Below are 14,574 nucleotides of genomic sequence, written 5' to 3' on the forward strand. Positions count from 1 at the left end.
TAAAGCCCCTGCCGAGCATGGCTCGGCACTACCCATCAGTGATCGCGCTGCTCGCGGGCGGTCATCAGCATGGCGTCGCTGGATTCCTGGAATACGTGCAGGCCGAATTCCGGCAGGATCGCCAGCAGGTGGTCGAACATGTCCGACTGGATGGCCTCGTACTTGGCCCAGGCGGTCGAAGAGGTGAAACAGTAGATCTCCAGCGGCAGGCCCTGCGGGGTCGGCGCCATCTGCCGCACCAGCAGGGTCATGTCCTGATGAATGCCGGGGTTGTTCCGCAGGTACAGCTCGACATAGGCGCGGAAGGTGCCCAGGTTGGTCAGCCGACGTGCATTGACCGGCTCCGGGTGCGCCTGCGCCACCTGCGCATTCCACTGCTGCAGCTCCTGCTGCTTGCCCGCCAGGTAGTCGTCCAGCAGCGCGATCTGGCCCAGTCGCTCCAGTCCACCGGCATCGAGGAAACGCACGCTGTGTTGGTCCAGGTAGATCGAACGCTTGATCCGGCGCCCGCCGGATTCCTGCATGCCGCGCCAGTTCTTGAACGATTCGGTGACCAGCTTCTTGGTCGGGATGGTGGTGACGGTCTTGTCCCAGTTCTGCACGGTGACCGTGTGCAGGGCGATGTCGATCACGTCGCCATCGGCGTTCTGGCTGGGCATCTCGATCCAGTCGCCAATGCGCACGCGGCCATCGCCGCTGATCTGCACGCTGGCCACCAGCGACAGGATGGTGTCCTGGAAGATCAGCATGAACACCGCCGTCGCTGCGCCCAGGCCAGTAACCAGGTGCAGCAGTTCCACGCCGACCAGGATCGCCACGATCGACAGGCCGGCGAATACGAACACCACGATCTTGACGACCTGCAGGTAGCCCTTGATCGGCTTGTTGCGCGCATCGGCGCGGCGTTCGTAGAAATCGTTGAAGGCGTCCAACGCGTGCGATACCGCCATCGCGATGGTCAGCACCGTCCATGCATGACACAGCGCCTTCAAGGCATGGACCAGGCCCGGCGGCAGCTCCGGCACGATGCTCAAGCCTGCGGCAAGCACCACCGACGGCACGATATTGGACAGCCGCGCGATCACCCGCAGCGGCTGCCTGGCGTTGTGATTGGGGCCGGAGAAACGTTCGATCATCGAACGCAGGCCACGCAACAGGATGCGCTTGGTGACGAAGTTGGCCAGCCATGCCACCAGCAGCAATCCCGCCAGCACCACCGCCGGGTAGGCCATCGGGTAGGGCGCCAGGATGTTTTCCAGCTGATCCAACCAGCGAATTCCCATTACCGCCATCGTGCACTTCTCCTTTTACTCGTACTGCAGAAACAACCTGCCCAACCGCATTGCTTGATCGGACAGGCATAGCTCAGGCCGCGCACCGCAGGGCGCGCGACCGGGTTACAACAGGCTCAACCTTCGCTGCGGCTGCGCTCGATGATCACGCCAACCGCGCGCGCACCGCGCACCGCGCCGGGCTTGCTCAGCTTCAATCGCAGCCATTGCACGTTGAATTCGTCCAGCACGATCTGCGCGCAGCGCTCGGCCAGCGTTTCCACCAGACCGAAATCGGAGGCGCGCACGAATTCCATCAGGCGCTTGCTGACCGCCTTGTAGTTCAGCGTGTCGACGATGTCGTCGCTGGCGGCGGGCTTGCGGTTGTCGAAGCCCATTTCAAGATCGAACACCAGGGTCTGGCGGATGCGCCGTTCCCAGTCGTAGATGCCGATCAGGGCGTCGATTTCCAGCCCTTCGATGAATACCTTGTCCATTGCATCCGTCGTATTGAATGAATACGACATGGTAACGGCAGCAGACTGAGCCTGCCGTGGACGGGCACGGCAGAGCTGCTTGTCAGCGCTGCAAGGGCGGCAACAACGCCATGTCCCAGCGCGGGGTCACCTTGATCTCGGCCGGACCGTGCTGGCCCGCTTGCAGGCGCAGGGCACCGGCGAAGGCGATCATCGCGCCGTTGTCGGTGCACAGTGCCGGCCGCGGGAAGCAGACCCGACCGCCGCGGCGCTGGGCATCGTCCTGCAGCTTGGCGCGCAGGCGCTTGTTGGCGCCGACGCCGCCGGCCACCACCAATACGTCGCAGCCGGCCGCATCCAGCGCGCGACCGCACTTGATCACCAGTGTGTCGACCACCGCGTCCTCGAAGCCACGGGCGATGTCGGCGCGGGTCTGTTCGCTCTGGTCGCTGTCGCGCCAGGCCATCAGCACCTGGGTCTTCAAGCCGGAGAAACTGAAGTCCAGCCCCGGCCGGTCGGTCATCGGCCGGGTGAACTTGTAGCGCCCCGGCGTGCCGATCTCGGCCAGCTTGGCCAGCTGCGGACCGCCCGGGTACGGCAGGCCCATCATCTTGGCGGTCTTGTCGAAGGCCTCACCGGCGGCATCGTCGAGGGTTTCGCCCAGCAGACGGTATTTGCCGATGGCGTCCACCGCGATCAACTGGGTGTGGCCGCCCGACACCAGCAGGGCCACGAACGGCGGCTCCGGCGGGTCGTCCTCCATCAGCGGGGCCAGCAGGTGACCTTCCATGTGATGTACGCCAATAGCCGGCACATCCAGGCCCCAGGCCAGCGACCGGGCCACGCCGGCGCCGACCAGCAGCGCCCCCACCAGGCCCGGGCCGGCGGTATAGGCCACGCCCTCGATCTCGGAGATGGCGATGCCGGCTTCGTCCAGGGTCTGCCGGATCAGCGGCAGGGTTTTGCGCACGTGGTCGCGGCTGGCCAGCTCCGGCACCACCCCGCCATACTCGGCGTGCAGCGCGATCTGGCTGTAGACGGCGTGCGCGCGCAGCGCGGCCGCCCCGGAAAGCGAGGTGTCGTAGACGGCTACGCCGGTCTCATCGCAGGATGATTCAATGCCAAGGACTTTCATAAGGCGTATTGTGGACCTCTCTGACGCCCCCGCCAAATCCCGGGGGTTGCACGGCTGCGCAAAGGGACTATAATGCGCGGCTCACCGGGTGTGTCCCGGTTTTTCTACTGAGTCCCCGGAGATTCCATGCCCAGCGTTAAAGTCCGCGAGAACGAGCCCTTTGAGTTTGCTCTTCGCCGCTTCAAGCGCACTTGCGAAAAGGCCGGCGTACTGGCCGAGACCCGCAAGCGCGAGTTCTACGAAAAGCCGACCCAGGAACGCAAGCGCAAGGCCGCTGCTGCCGTAAAGCGCCAGCTGCGTCGTTCCTCGCGCGACGTCACCAAGCGTCAGCGCCTGTACTGATCGTACGCAACTCCTGAACGGGGGGCTCCGGCCTTCCGTACTGGGGTGAAAGCCGGCACGCGCAAGCGTAGCCGGCTTTTTGCGTTCCAGATGCCAGCAATGCTGACGTCTTTTCCCATATTCCCGACCCAAAGAGGTGCTCCATGAGCCTGAAGCAACAGCTGACCGAAGACATGAAGGCCGCCATGAAGAGCGGCGACAAGCACTCGCTGGGCGTGATCCGCCTGATCAATGCCGCCATCAAGCAGCGCGAAGTGGACGAGCGCATCGAATTGACCGACACCGACGTGATCGCCGTGTTGGACAAGATGGTCAAGCAGCGCAAGGACTCGGTCACCCAGTACGAAGCGGCCAACCGTGAAGACCTGGCCGCGGTCGAGCGTGACGAGATCGTGGTGATCGAGCGCTACGTGCCGGCCAAGATGGGCGAAGCCGAGATCCAGGCGGCGATTGCCGCCGCCAAGGCCGAAACCGGTGCCAGCAGCGCCGCCGACATCGGCAAGTTGATGGGCGTGCTCAAGCCCAAGCTCGCAGGCCAGGCTGACATGGGCCTGGTGTCCAAGCTGGTCAAGCAGGCTTTGGCTGGCTGATTGCAGCTGCCAGGTTTGCGCGACAAGGCCCGCCAAGTGCGGGCTTTGTTGTTTTTGCCCTTCCGTCTTTTGTGGGAGCGGCGTCAGCCGCGAAGCTGGCAGTACTGGAATCACCGACCTGCCTGCAATCTGATGAATCCGTGGCTTCGCGGCTGACGCCGCCCCCACATCGTCAGGCATTGCCGGGAAAGCTTCTGCCGAGCATGGTTCGGCACTACGCCCCCTCCCTTTGGCCGCAAGCCAAGGGGGTGAAGAAGGTCTGCTTGCGCGGCACTGCCGCGCGACCTGATGAACGACCGAAGGCTATGTCTTCGGGCCGGACGGGCTGGGGAGGGGTTGGCTTCACCGCTTGTGATCTGGATCCAGCGTCGCGGCTGATGCCGCTCCCACATCGTCAGGCATTGCCGGGAAGGCCCCTGCCGAGCATGGCTCGGCACTACGCCCCCTCCCTTTGGCCGCAGGCCAAGGGGAGGGCTGGGGAGGGGTTGGCTTCACCGCTTCTGACGTGGATGTGGCTTCGCGGCTTATGCCCCCCACATCGTCAGGCATTGCCGGGAAGGCCTCTGCCGAGCATGGCTCGGCACTACGGACACCTATTCACCCGCCCCGAAGCCCGGCTTTGCTAGAACAGACACCTGACTTCACACGATCCAACCGATGCCTGTAACCCGCCCCACCCTGCATTCGTTCAAATCCCGGCTGGAGCTGCTGCAGCAGAGCCTGCCGGCCGCGCTGGTGCGCCGCTTCGTCGAAACCGACGTGATGACCCAGGCGGCATCGCTGGCCTTCTACACCCTGCTGTCACTGGCGCCGCTGCTGGTCCTGCTGCTGTGGCTGACCGCCTCACTGTACCCGCCAGCGCAGGAGACACTTATCGACCAGATCGGCTCGCTGGCAGGCGCCAGCGTCGCCGAGGTCGCCCGCACGGTGATCACCAACGCCAGTGCCCAGCCCGACCTGGGCTCGTTTGCCGGCATCTGGAGCCTGGTCCTGCTGTTCATCGGCGCCACGGTGGTGTTCGCCCAACTGCAGGCAGCCTTGAACCTGATTTTCCGTACCGACTCCAAGCGCTTCGAAGGCATCCTCGGCTGGCTGAAGAAGCGGGTGTTCTCGGCCGGCGTGGTGCTGGCACTGGGCTTCCTGCTGATCGTGTCGATGGTGGCCACCACCGCCCTGCAGGTGATCTTCTCGCACCTGCCCTCGGCGCTGCCGGCGGTGGGCTATGTGACCACCCTGCTGTTGTACGCACTGGGCTTCGCCTTCCTCTACCACTACCTGCCGGACCGGCCGGTGGACTGGCGCCAGGCCTTCCTCGGCGGCGTCATCACCGCGGTGCTGTTCACCCTCGGCCGTTACGCGATCGGGCTATACATCGCCAACGCAGCGCCAGGCAGCGCCTATGGCTCGATGGGCACGCTGGTGATCATGCTGGTGTGGATCTACTACGCCAGCGTGGTGTTCTTCGGCGGCGCGCTGATCACTGCGGTGATCGATGAGCGGGCGTATGCGCGGCGCAAGGCGGCATCTGAGGCCAAGGTGGATGTTGGGGCTTTGGACTGACGGCAAGAGCAGAAGCAAAAAGCCACCCCTCCCCAGCCAGCACCAGCCCAGCCTAGTACACTCCCCTTCCCCCCTTTCATCGCGCCCCGCCAACCGGCGGCGCTGTTCATTTGCCGCATGGCCCGACTTCCCGACGCGTTCATTGACGACCTGCTGGCCCGCACCGACATCGTCGAAGTGGTGGGCTCACGTGTGCCGCTCAAGCGCCAGGGCAAGGAATACGCCTCGCGTTGCCCCTTCCATGACGAGCGCTCGGCCTCGTTCACGGTCTCGCCGACCAAGCAGTTCTATCACTGCTTCGGTTGCGGCGCGCACGGCACCGCGATCAGCTTCCTGATGAATTACGACCGCCTCGAGTTCCTCGATGCGGTGGATGAACTGGCCAAGCGCGTGGGCATGGAAATCCCGCGCGAAACCAACGCACGCACACCCCAGCAGCAGGACGACAGCCGCGACCAGTACTCGGCGCTGGATGCCGCCACCCGCTTCTTCCAGAAGCAGCTGGAAGGCAACGAAAAGGCCCGCGCCTACCTCGATGGCCGTGGCGTGGATGCCGATACCCGCGCGCGCTTCTCCATCGGCTATGCGCCGGATGGCTATAGCGCGCTGAAGGACGCGCTGGGCAAGGACGAGCGGCGCATGAAGCTGCTCGAACGCGTCGGCCTGTTCTCCAAGAACGACCGCGGCCACGTCTACGACAAGTTCCGCGACCGGGTGATGTTCCCGATCTTCGATCGCCGTGGCCGTGTCATCGCCTTCGGCGGCCGCGTCATGCAGAAGGACGACGGCCCCAAGTACCTCAACTCGCCGGAAACCGCGCTGTTCCACAAGGGCCGCGAACTGTACGGCCTGTGGCAGGTACGCCAGGCCAACCAGAAGATCGAACGCCTGATCGTGGTTGAAGGCTATATGGACGTGGTCAGCCTGTTCCAGTTCGGAGTCACCCAGGCGGTGGCGACGCTGGGCACGGCGACCACGCCCGACCATGCCGAGCTGCTGTTCCGCAACGCGCCCGATGTGTACTTCTGCTTCGACGGTGATGCCGCCGGTCGCCGTGCCGGCTGGCGCGCACTGGAGTCGGTGCTGCCGCGCATGAAGGATGGCCGCCAGGCCTTCTTCCTGTTCCTGCCCGATGGCGAGGACCCGGACACCATCGTGCGCAAGGAAGGTGCCGATGCTTTCGATGCCCGGCTCAAGCAGGGCACGCCGCTGTCGCAGTTCTTCTTCGACGAGCTGAGCCGCGAGATCAATCTCGGCACGCTGGACGGCAAGGCACGCCTGGCCGAACGTGCGAAGCCGATGCTGGCGCAGATTCCCGATGGCGCTTTCGGCGACCTGATGAAGCAGGAGCTGGCACGCCTGACCGGCATCGGCAGCACGGCAACAGCCGCCGCACCTGCAGCGCGGCCACCGATGCGCAACAACGCGGTGCCTGCGCAGAAGCGCAGCCTGGTGCGTGCCGCCATTGCCATCCTGCTGCAGCAGCCCTCACTGGCGATGAGCCTGGAAGGCCATCACGCCATCGGTGGCCTGCGCCTGCCCGGCATCGAGCTGCTGGTCGAGTTGTTGAACCTGGTGCAGCAGCGCCCCGACATCAGCACTGGCGCCCTGCTCGAACACTTCAACGAGCGCGAAGAACAGGCCGCATTGCACAAGCTGGCCGCGCAGGCATTGCCCGGCGATGAAGCGATGTGGGCACAGGAACTGCAGGACGCCGTGCTGCAGCTGGAGAAGCAACTGCTGGCCCAGCGTCTGGACGAGTTGCAGGCAAAACAACGCCAGCAAGGCCTGGACGATACCGACAAATACGAACTGCGCGAGCTGCTCAAGGCCCGCGCCACCCTGCGTCTGTGAGAACAACGGAGCATCCGCATGTCCCCCTACCGCCTGCCACTGCTCCTCACACTGCTGCTCTCCGCCAACGCCTTTGCCGGTGATGCGACGTTTCGGCAGCCACGCCCCAATCTGATCACCGCCGGCCAGCCCAGCGCGCAGCAACTGCGCGACGCTGCCGCCAATGGCGTCACCACCGTCATCGACCTGCGCCGGCCCGATGAAGATCGCGGCTACGACGAAGCGGCCCTGGCCGAACAACTCGGCCTGCGCTATGTGCGCCTGCCAATCGCGGGTGCCAGTGACATCACCGAAGCCAACGCGCGCACGCTGCATCGCCTGCTCAAGCAGGACGACGGCAAGACCCTGCTGCATTGCGCCTCGTCCAATCGCGCCGGCGCACTGCTGTCGGTGATTGACGCCCGCATCAACGGCGCATCGGCGGAGGATGCGCTCACACTGGGCCGCGACGCCGGCATGACCTCGTTGGAACCGGCCGTACGCGCCGCCCTGGAAACTCCCACCCCCTGATCAGGAGGCATTGCCGACATGACCCGCTGGTGGTCGCGACTGCGACCGGACAACTTCACCCTCGCCCTGCTCGCCACCGTCGTCCTGGCCAGCGTGCTGCCACTCACCGGCGCCGCCGCCAGGGGGTTCGACCACTTCACCGACGTCGCCATTGCCGCGCTGTTCTTCCTGCACGGTGCACGCCTGCCACGCGAATCCATCGTTGCCGGGCTGCTGCACTGGCGCCTGCATATCACCATCCTGGTCTGTACCTTCGTACTGTTCCCGCTACTGGGGCTGGCAACGAAGCCGTTGGCCGGCTGGGCGCTGACGCCCGAGCTCTACATCGGCGTGCTGTTCCTGTGTGCACTGCCCTCGACCGTGCAATCCTCGATTGCCTTCACTTCCATCGCCGGCGGCAATGTGCCGGCAGCAGTGTGCGCGGCCTCGCTGTCGAGCATTCTTGGCGTATTCCTCACCCCACTGTTGATGACCGTGTTGGCTGGCTCGCAAGGCGGCATGGCCAACCCACTGCATGCAGTGGGCGCGATCATGCTGCAGCTGCTGGTGCCGTTCGTACTCGGCCATCTGCTGCGGCCGTGGATAGGTGGCTGGATTGAAAAGCGCCGTGCCCTGCTGCGCTACACCGACCAGGGCACCGTCCTGCTGGTGGTTTACGCCGCCTTTGGCGAATCGGTCAGCGAAGGCCTGTGGAGCAAGACCCCGCCACTGTCCCTGCTCACTGCCGCACTGGTCGCGATCGTATTGCTGGCCATCGCCATGCCGGGCATCAGCTGGCTGGCACGGCGGTTGGGTTTCAACCGCGCCGACCAGATCACCATCATGTTCTGCGGCTCCAAGAAGAGCCTGGCCACCGGCGTGCCGATCGCCAAGGTGTTGTTTGCCGGTGGCAGCCTCGGCGCGATCGTGCTGCCGATCATGATCTACCACCAGATCCAGCTGATCGTCTGCTCGGTGGTGGCGCAGCGGTATGCGAAGCAGAACGCCGGAACAACGCAACAATGATCGACACCGAAGTTGGTAGTGCCGAGCCATGCTCGGCAGAGGCCTTACTGGTAAAGCCTCTTGCCGAGCATGGCTCGGCACTACATGAAGCAAAGCAGAGCTAACCCCTCCCCAGCCCTCCCCAGCCCTCCCCAGCCCTCCCCTTGCCTGCGGCAAAGGGAGGGAGCACAGCTGCATGGCGGCATACAAATGAAAAGGCCGGCTAATGCCGGCCTTTTCATTGCTTGATCACAACCAGGGCAATAGCCAATGGTCGACCAGCAGGAAGGCGAACAGCGCCATCAGGTAGACGATGGAATAGCCGAACATCTTCATGTTGAACATCTCGTCCGGCGGGTTCTGCATTTTCCAGGCGTACCAGAGGAAGACGATGTTCAACACCGTCGCCCCGCCCAGGTAGAACATGCCGCTCATGCCAATGGCCGCCGGCAGCAGCGTCACCACCGCCAGCACCACCGAGTACGCCAGGATCTGCTTGCGGGTATGCGGCACGCCGTGGGTGACCGGCAACATCGGGATCTCGGCCTTGGCATAGTCGGCGCGGCGGAAGATCGCCAGCGCCCAGAAATGCGGCGGGGTCCAGATGAAGATGATCAGCACCAGCAGCGAGGCGTAGGCCCAATCCGAGCTGCCCTGCATGCCGGTGATCGCCGCCCAGCCCAGCAGCGGCGGCGTCGCCCCAGCCAGGCCGCCGATGACGATGTTCTGCGAGGTCGCGCGCTTCAGGTAGACGGTGTAGATCACCGCATAGCCGATCAGCGAGGCAAAGGTCAGCACCGCGGTGATCACGTTCACCCACAGCACCAGGATGGTCATCGACAGCGCGGTCAACGCGCCGGCAAACACCAGCACCTGCCGCGGCGAGACCTTGCCGACCACCAGCGGGCGCCAGGACGTACGTGCCATCTGCGCGTCGATGCGGGCATCCAGCAATTGGTTGATCGCCGCAGCGGCCGAGGCCGACAGCCAGATGCCAAGGAAACCGAGCAGGCCGGTCACCACCTGCGCGATGGTCGGCAGGCCCGGAATGGCCAGGCACATGCCGACCAGGGCGGTGAACACAATCAGTGCCACCACCTTCGGCTTGGTCAGGTCCCAGTAATCACGCCATGTTGTACGCATCATTCACTCCGGGGCGCGCAGCCGCGCCAGCAGCGTGACCAATACAAACAACAAGGCAACCGCACCGCCGCTGTGCATCACCGCCACGGCCAGCGGCAGCGCCAGCTTGACGTTGAGAACACCCAACGTGACCTGCAGCAGCAACAGCACGATGACCGCAGTTGCCCAACCGCGCATGCCCGGCAAACGGAACATGCGCACCGACAGCACCAACAGGTACAGCGCCACCAACACGGCGAACATCCGGTGCGCCATCTGGATGGCGATACGCGAGGCCCCATCCAGCACGCCGCCTTCGTAATCCACGCCGATACCGCGCCACAGGGTGAAGCCTTCCGTGTAGTTCTGCTGCGGCCACCACTGGCTGACGCAGCGCGGGAAGTTGTCCAGCGAGGCACTGCCACCGCCGCAGGCCAGCGCCGCGTAGTTGGCGCTGACCCAGCCACCGAGCGCGATCTGCAGTACGACCAGGGCAACCGCACCGCGCAGCCACCAGCGCAGGCGCGGTGCCTCGGCCAGGGTGATCGGCAGATGCGTTGCCTTCCACGCCATCCACACCAGCATGCCGAACATCAGCATGCCGCCAAGCAGATGGCCCATCACCACGATGGGCTTGAGCAGCCAGGTGACCGTCCACATGCCGAGCAGGGCCTGGAACACGACCACCGCCAAGGTCAGCACGGCAGCGCGCGCCAGATCGATGTTGGACCAGCGCAGCGCCGCCAGCAGCAGGATCGCTTCACCGCCAATCGCCAGCACGCTGGAGGCCACATGCTCGCCGCGCATATACAAAGGTATCGCCAGCGCGACCAGCGCCGAGGCGGTGACGATCTGGGCGATGCCGTGCTTGCGCCGACGTGCCGCCAGCAAGGCCAGGGTCAGCACTTCAACGCCGAGCAGACCGGCCAGGAAACGGTGCACCTGCTCACGCCAGGCCTTGTGGGTTTCCAGCGGGCGGATCTCGCTGGCCACGTGCTGGGCGGCTTCCATCTGGGTCTGCGGCCAGGTGACGCGGCCATAGCAGGTAGGCCAATCCGGGCAGCTCAGGCCGGCGTCGGACAGGCGCACGAAGGAGCCGAACATGATGGTGCTCGCCGTCATGATCAGTGCGAACCACGCCAGTCGGTGGAAATTGCGGTACAGCGCCGGACGCGCGGAGGCATTCATCGAACGGAACTCACATCAGTTTCAACAGCTTGGATAGATCAGCCCGCAATCCACCCGGTTCAAAACCCGGCGCATAGCGGAATACCACAAAGCCATTGGGATCAATCATATACACCGGGATACCGGCCGGGTCATCCACCCCCGGCAGCTTGCCCCGGAACGCAGGCTGGGGCTGCAGCACCTTCAGTGCCGGCATGGCGGCCACCTGCTCAGGCGGCGTGCCCAGCCACAATATCTCGACATTATCCGCGTTATGGCCGAACAACTGCCACACCTTGTCCAATTGCTGCGACAAAGTGACGCAGGCCGGCGCACAGTCAGCCGGCGGCGCCAGCAGGATGCGCCAGTGGCGCTCGCCCGGATTCCAGTCGTAGGCCTGGCCGTTGGCCAGGTGCAGCTGTTCGCTGCGCAGGTCCAGCGCCGGCTGCAGCAGCTCGCCGTGGTGGCGGTTGATCTGCGGCGTCCAACCGGAGAAGCGCAGGATGCCGGCCAACGCCATCGAGCCGAAGAACATGGCGAAGATCAACAGCAATACCCGGCGGCCGCGGTTGCGGGTGGCGAGCTGGTCGGGGGTGAGTGCGTTCATGGTCAAGGCCGGGAATGGGGGGGGGGCGGGATTGGGGATTCGCAAAAGCAGTAGCGGAGGCAAGAGCAAAGGCTGAAAGCACCCCGCCCCGGCCCTCCCCTTCACCTTCGGTGAAAGGGAGGGGGAAATTCAGCGGCAACGGCAGGAGCAAGGCTCAAAGCGACGGCGCAGCGCTCTGCCCCCTCCCTTGCGCGTCGCGCAGGGGAGGGTTGGGGAGGGGTGCTTTGGCTTTGGCTTTGGCTTTGGCTTTGCCTTCCAAACAGCTCCAACCTATCCCCCATTTCCAGCTCCCGCCTTCCTGCGCTTCTTGAACTGCAATACCAGCGCAATCAACAACACCGCCAAGGCCATCGCGAACCATTGCACCGCATAGCCAAGGTGCCGCGAAGGCGGCAAGGTATTGGGAAGCAGGTCCAGATCGCGCGCATAGCCCAGCGGTAAAGCTGGGTCCAATCGCAGCACCTTGGGCGCCAGCGCGTCAGCACCCAGGCCCAACTGCGTGGCAATAGCGGGCAGATCCATCCGCGTCGCCAACCAGGTCTGCGGTTGCTTGCCGGCAGTCAATGCAGGGCCCAAGGCGATGCCAGTGGCAGGCGCAGGCGCCCACAACCCTTGCAGCGCCTGCGTGCCCTGCTCTGCGCTGATCATGGGCATGCTGCGGTCCGCAGGCAGCGGCAGCCAGCCCAGATCGATCAGCACGACGGCTCCGTCGGCAGCGCGCGCAGGCTGGTAGACCTTGATGCCAGCGCGACCTTCCCGCAGTTGGTTGTCCAGCAGCACGCTGCCGGGCAGGAACTGCAGCTGGTCACGCACCCAATGCAGGGAATCCGGGGCGGCGGCGGCCTGGGGCAGGCTGAGCGCGGCGTCGCGGCTGGGCGGCAATTGCGCAAGCAGGGTTTCTTTTTCGTGCTTGCGCTGCAGCTGCCAGCCGCCCAAGGCGCAGAACACGACCGCCACCAGCACCGCCACCAGCCAACCCAAGATCGCTGTGTGCTGTCGCGTCATGACAAGCTGCCGCCAAGCGGGTGATATAGCACTGCCCTTCCACCCTTCGAGCCACGCATGAATGATTCGTTGAAGACCTTGCTGGTAATCGCGTTCTTGATCGTCATCGTCTGGAATCTTGGAGCCGGCCTCTATTACCTGATGATCGATCGCGGCCAGACCAAACGGACGGTCAATGCGTTGACGCGGCGTATCGCGCTGTCAGTGGTGCTGATCCTGCTGGTTGCCCTGAGCATCTACATGGGCTGGATCAAGCCGCATGGTGTTGGCGGTTGAACATCGCAGCAGCCGCACTGCATGCAGCGCGGCTGCTGACACCTGTTACAGCACGTAGACAAACAGGAATAGCATCAGCCACACCACGTCGACAAAGTGCCAGTACCAGGCGGCTGCTTCGAAACCGAAATGGTTGTCACGGGTGAAGTGACCCTTGGCGGCGCGGAACCACATCACCGTCAGCATGATCGTGCCCAGCAGCACGTGCGCGCCGTGGAAGCCGGTCAGCATGAAGAAGGTGGAACCGTAGATGCCCGAGCCCAGGGTCAGGTTCAACTCCTTGTAGGCGTGGATGTATTCCTCGGCCTGGAAGAACAGGAACACGCAGCCCAGTACCACCGTCGCACCCAGCCAGATCAGCAACTGCTTGCGGTTGCCCGCCTTCAGTGCGTGGTGGGCGATGGTCAGGGTCACGCCCGAGGTCAGCAGGATCAGCGTATTGAGCAGCGGCAGGCCCCAGGCCGGAATGGTCTGGAAGGCACCACCGATGTCGGCCGGGCCGTTGGTCGGCCACGCTGCCGAATAGCCATCCCACAGGTATTCATTGGTGAGCACGCCATGGCCTTCACCGCCGAGCCAGGGCAGGCCCATGTTGCGGGTGTAGAACAGCGCGCCGAAGAAAGCGGCGAAGAACATCACCTCGGAGAAGATGAACCAGATCATCCCCATCCGGAACGAGCCGTCGACCTGGCGGTTGTAATTGCCGCCCACCGATTCGCGGATGACATCGCCGAACCACAGGAACAGGGTGAACACCAGCATCGCCACGCCGGTGAAGAAGGTCCAGCGGCCCCAGCTGGCGTCGTTGAGCCAACTGGCCACCCCGACCATCATCACCAGCATCGCGATCGATCCTACAAACGGCCATTTGCTGCTGCTTGGCACGAAGTAGACGTTGGGATCAGGCGTGTTATGGGCCATGGCGTTGCTTCCGGGTCCGTGATCAGGGAGCTGCGTGTGCGGCGGCCGCGGCGTTTGCCGGGGCCAGGCGTTCGGTCAGCGCATCATTCTTGTAGAAGGTGTAGGACAGGGTGATCGTGTTGACGTCGGCCGGCAGGTCCGGGTCAACGATGAAACGTACCGGCATGTCGCGCTTCTCACCGGCCTGCAGGGTCTGCGCGGTGAAGCAGAAACATTCGGTCTTGTTGAAGTAGCCCGAGGCGCGTGCCGGCGCCACCGACGGCACCGCACTGCCAACCAGCGCGCGGTCGCTGTCGTTGCGGGCGAAGTACAGGGCTTCGTTCAACTCGCCCGGCACCACGTCCATCGTCAGCTTCTCCGGATGGAAGGCCCACGGCAGCTTGGAATTGACGCCACCATCAAACTCCACCCGCACGGTGCGCTTGCCACTCGCCGCGTGCGCGTTGGTTTCATGCGTGGTCGCGCCACGCTCCAGGCGTACGCCGAACACTTTTTCGCAGGCGATGCGGTACAGCGGCACCAACGAGAAGGTCAGCACGAATACCGCGAAGGCCACGCCGATCAGCCGGCCAAGGCCGGCGTTCGGCTTGGGTGCGGGCGTCGGCGTGGTCAACTCGCCAGCACCCCGGACAGGATGAAGCCGACATAGACCGCTACCGCGATCAGGCCAACGATCAGCGCGGTGCGCCGCGAACGGCGCCTGCGCAAGGCCAATTCTTCAGCCTGGAAATGTTCATTGCTGCTCATTGCCAGC

The 14,574-nt window shown here is 64.5% G+C and carries 17 protein-coding genes; 7 read left to right on the forward strand and 10 right to left on the reverse strand.

What is annotated here, in order from left to right; genetic code table 11:
- Nucleotides 1–35: 35 nt before the first annotated feature.
- The 3 genes from RT131_RS05755 to tsaD form a co-directional block, all read right to left on the reverse strand.
- Complete coding sequence (locus RT131_RS05755) at nt 36–1,292, reverse strand: mechanosensitive ion channel domain-containing protein (protein ID WP_313171069.1); 1,257 nt, start codon at nt 1,290–1,292, stop codon at nt 36–38.
- Between the two features lie 116 nt (nt 1,293–1,408).
- Nucleotides 1,409–1,768, reverse strand: coding sequence for a dihydroneopterin aldolase (folB, locus tag RT131_RS05760; protein ID WP_313171348.1), 360 nt, complete (start codon nt 1,766–1,768; stop codon nt 1,409–1,411).
- Nucleotides 1,769–1,850: 82 nt separating this feature from the next.
- Nucleotides 1,851–2,882, reverse strand: coding sequence for a tRNA (adenosine(37)-N6)-threonylcarbamoyltransferase complex transferase subunit TsaD (gene tsaD, locus RT131_RS05765; RefSeq protein ID WP_313171071.1), 1,032 nt, complete (start codon nt 2,880–2,882; stop codon nt 1,851–1,853).
- Nucleotides 2,883–3,008: 126 nt separating this feature from the next.
- Between tsaD and rpsU the strand changes: the two genes are divergently transcribed.
- The 6 genes from rpsU to RT131_RS05795 all read left to right on the forward strand — a co-directional run bounded on the left by rpsU (nt 3,009) and on the right by RT131_RS05795 (nt 8,743).
- Nucleotides 3,009–3,224 carry a 30S ribosomal protein S21 gene (gene rpsU, locus RT131_RS05770; RefSeq protein WP_002808376.1) on the forward strand — a complete coding sequence of 72 codons (216 nt, stop codon included), beginning with the start codon at nt 3,009–3,011 and terminating at the stop codon, nt 3,222–3,224.
- Between the two features lie 143 nt (nt 3,225–3,367).
- The gene (locus tag RT131_RS05775) at nt 3,368–3,814 is read left to right on the forward strand and encodes a GatB/YqeY domain-containing protein (protein ID WP_313171073.1); all 447 of its coding nucleotides are present in this window, start codon (nt 3,368–3,370) and stop codon (nt 3,812–3,814) included.
- 657 nt (nt 3,815–4,471) lie between these two features.
- The gene (locus RT131_RS05780) at nt 4,472–5,374 is read left to right on the forward strand and encodes a YihY/virulence factor BrkB family protein (RefSeq protein WP_313171074.1); all 903 of its coding nucleotides are present in this window, start codon (nt 4,472–4,474) and stop codon (nt 5,372–5,374) included.
- A gap of 117 nt (nt 5,375–5,491) precedes the next feature.
- Entirely contained in the window at nt 5,492–7,228 is a 1,737-nt protein-coding gene (gene dnaG / locus RT131_RS05785) for a DNA primase (protein ID WP_313171076.1), read from the forward strand.
- 18 nt (nt 7,229–7,246) lie between these two features.
- Nucleotides 7,247–7,738: a sulfur transferase domain-containing protein gene (locus RT131_RS05790; protein ID WP_313171078.1), complete on the forward strand. Its 492-nt coding sequence runs from the start codon at nt 7,247–7,249 to the stop codon at nt 7,736–7,738.
- An 18-nt stretch (nt 7,739–7,756) separates the two neighbouring features.
- A complete protein-coding gene (locus RT131_RS05795; protein ID WP_313171080.1) occupies nt 7,757–8,743 on the forward strand; it encodes a bile acid:sodium symporter family protein in 987 nt (328 codons plus the stop codon).
- A gap of 228 nt (nt 8,744–8,971) precedes the next feature.
- Here the strand turns inward: RT131_RS05795 and cyoE are convergent, their stop codons facing one another.
- The 4 genes from cyoE to RT131_RS05815 all read right to left on the reverse strand — a co-directional run bounded on the left by cyoE (nt 8,972) and on the right by RT131_RS05815 (nt 12,623).
- The gene (cyoE, locus tag RT131_RS05800; RefSeq protein ID WP_313171082.1) at nt 8,972–9,865 is read right to left on the reverse strand and encodes a heme o synthase; all 894 of its coding nucleotides are present in this window, start codon (nt 9,863–9,865) and stop codon (nt 8,972–8,974) included.
- Between the two features lie 3 nt (nt 9,866–9,868).
- Nucleotides 9,869–11,032: a COX15/CtaA family protein gene (locus tag RT131_RS05805; RefSeq protein WP_313171083.1), complete on the reverse strand. Its 1,164-nt coding sequence runs from the start codon at nt 11,030–11,032 to the stop codon at nt 9,869–9,871.
- A gap of 10 nt (nt 11,033–11,042) precedes the next feature.
- Nucleotides 11,043–11,618 (reverse strand): hypothetical protein, encoded by a 576-nt coding sequence (locus RT131_RS05810; protein ID WP_313171084.1) that lies wholly within the window; start codon nt 11,616–11,618, stop codon nt 11,043–11,045.
- A 270-nt stretch (nt 11,619–11,888) separates the two neighbouring features.
- A complete protein-coding gene (locus RT131_RS05815) occupies nt 11,889–12,623 on the reverse strand; it encodes an SURF1 family protein (protein WP_313171086.1) in 735 nt (244 codons plus the stop codon).
- A gap of 57 nt (nt 12,624–12,680) precedes the next feature.
- Here RT131_RS05815 and RT131_RS05820 point away from each other — a divergent pair, with 57 nt between their 5' ends.
- Entirely contained in the window at nt 12,681–12,899 is a 219-nt protein-coding gene (locus RT131_RS05820) for a twin transmembrane helix small protein (RefSeq protein WP_282268147.1), read from the forward strand.
- A gap of 45 nt (nt 12,900–12,944) precedes the next feature.
- Here the strand turns inward: RT131_RS05820 and RT131_RS05825 are convergent, their stop codons facing one another.
- From RT131_RS05825 to RT131_RS05835, 3 genes are read right to left on the reverse strand one after another with little or no spacing between them, the layout of a single operon-like run.
- On the reverse strand, nt 12,945–13,820 hold the full coding sequence (locus RT131_RS05825; RefSeq protein WP_313171089.1) for a cytochrome c oxidase subunit 3: 876 nt from the start codon (nt 13,818–13,820) through the stop codon (nt 12,945–12,947).
- Nucleotides 13,821–13,842: 22 nt separating this feature from the next.
- Nucleotides 13,843–14,433 carry a cytochrome c oxidase assembly protein gene (locus tag RT131_RS05830; RefSeq protein ID WP_313171091.1) on the reverse strand — a complete coding sequence of 197 codons (591 nt, stop codon included), beginning with the start codon at nt 14,431–14,433 and terminating at the stop codon, nt 13,843–13,845.
- Nucleotides 14,430–14,567: a hypothetical protein gene (locus RT131_RS05835; protein WP_313171092.1), complete on the reverse strand. Its 138-nt coding sequence runs from the start codon at nt 14,565–14,567 to the stop codon at nt 14,430–14,432. Before RT131_RS05835 ends, RT131_RS05830 begins: the two co-directional genes overlap by 4 nt.
- Between the last annotated feature and the right edge of the window lie 7 nt (nt 14,568–14,574).

The organism is Stenotrophomonas sp., from assembly GCF_032066555.1.
Taxonomy (GTDB): Bacteria; Pseudomonadota; Gammaproteobacteria; order Xanthomonadales; family Xanthomonadaceae; genus Stenotrophomonas.

Coding starts and splice junctions, on each gene's coding strand:
- RT131_RS05815 (WP_313171086.1), bottom strand. CDS start 12,623: ATGACGCGACAGCACACAGCGATCTTGGGTTGGCTGGTGGCGGTGCTG.
- RT131_RS05825 (WP_313171089.1), bottom strand. CDS start 13,820: ATGGCCCATAACACGCCTGATCCCAACGTCTACTTCGTGCCAAGCAGC.
- RT131_RS05790 (WP_313171078.1), top strand. CDS start 7,247: ATGTCCCCCTACCGCCTGCCACTGCTCCTCACACTGCTGCTCTCCGCC.
- RT131_RS05835 (WP_313171092.1), bottom strand. CDS start 14,567: ATGAGCAGCAATGAACATTTCCAGGCTGAAGAATTGGCCTTGCGCAGG.
- dnaG (WP_313171076.1), top strand. CDS start 5,492: ATGGCCCGACTTCCCGACGCGTTCATTGACGACCTGCTGGCCCGCACC.
- RT131_RS05820 (WP_282268147.1), top strand. CDS start 12,681: ATGAATGATTCGTTGAAGACCTTGCTGGTAATCGCGTTCTTGATCGTC.
- RT131_RS05805 (WP_313171083.1), bottom strand. CDS start 11,032: ATGAATGCCTCCGCGCGTCCGGCGCTGTACCGCAATTTCCACCGACTG.
- RT131_RS05795 (WP_313171080.1), top strand. CDS start 7,757: ATGACCCGCTGGTGGTCGCGACTGCGACCGGACAACTTCACCCTCGCC.
- RT131_RS05755 (WP_313171069.1), bottom strand. CDS start 1,292: ATGGCGGTAATGGGAATTCGCTGGTTGGATCAGCTGGAAAACATCCTG.
- RT131_RS05780 (WP_313171074.1), top strand. CDS start 4,472: ATGCCTGTAACCCGCCCCACCCTGCATTCGTTCAAATCCCGGCTGGAG.
- cyoE (WP_313171082.1), bottom strand. CDS start 9,865: ATGCGTACAACATGGCGTGATTACTGGGACCTGACCAAGCCGAAGGTG.
- rpsU (WP_002808376.1), top strand. CDS start 3,009: ATGCCCAGCGTTAAAGTCCGCGAGAACGAGCCCTTTGAGTTTGCTCTT.
- RT131_RS05810 (WP_313171084.1), bottom strand. CDS start 11,618: ATGAACGCACTCACCCCCGACCAGCTCGCCACCCGCAACCGCGGCCGC.
- tsaD (WP_313171071.1), bottom strand. CDS start 2,882: ATGAAAGTCCTTGGCATTGAATCATCCTGCGATGAGACCGGCGTAGCC.
- folB (WP_313171348.1), bottom strand. CDS start 1,768: ATGGACAAGGTATTCATCGAAGGGCTGGAAATCGACGCCCTGATCGGC.
- RT131_RS05775 (WP_313171073.1), top strand. CDS start 3,368: ATGAGCCTGAAGCAACAGCTGACCGAAGACATGAAGGCCGCCATGAAG.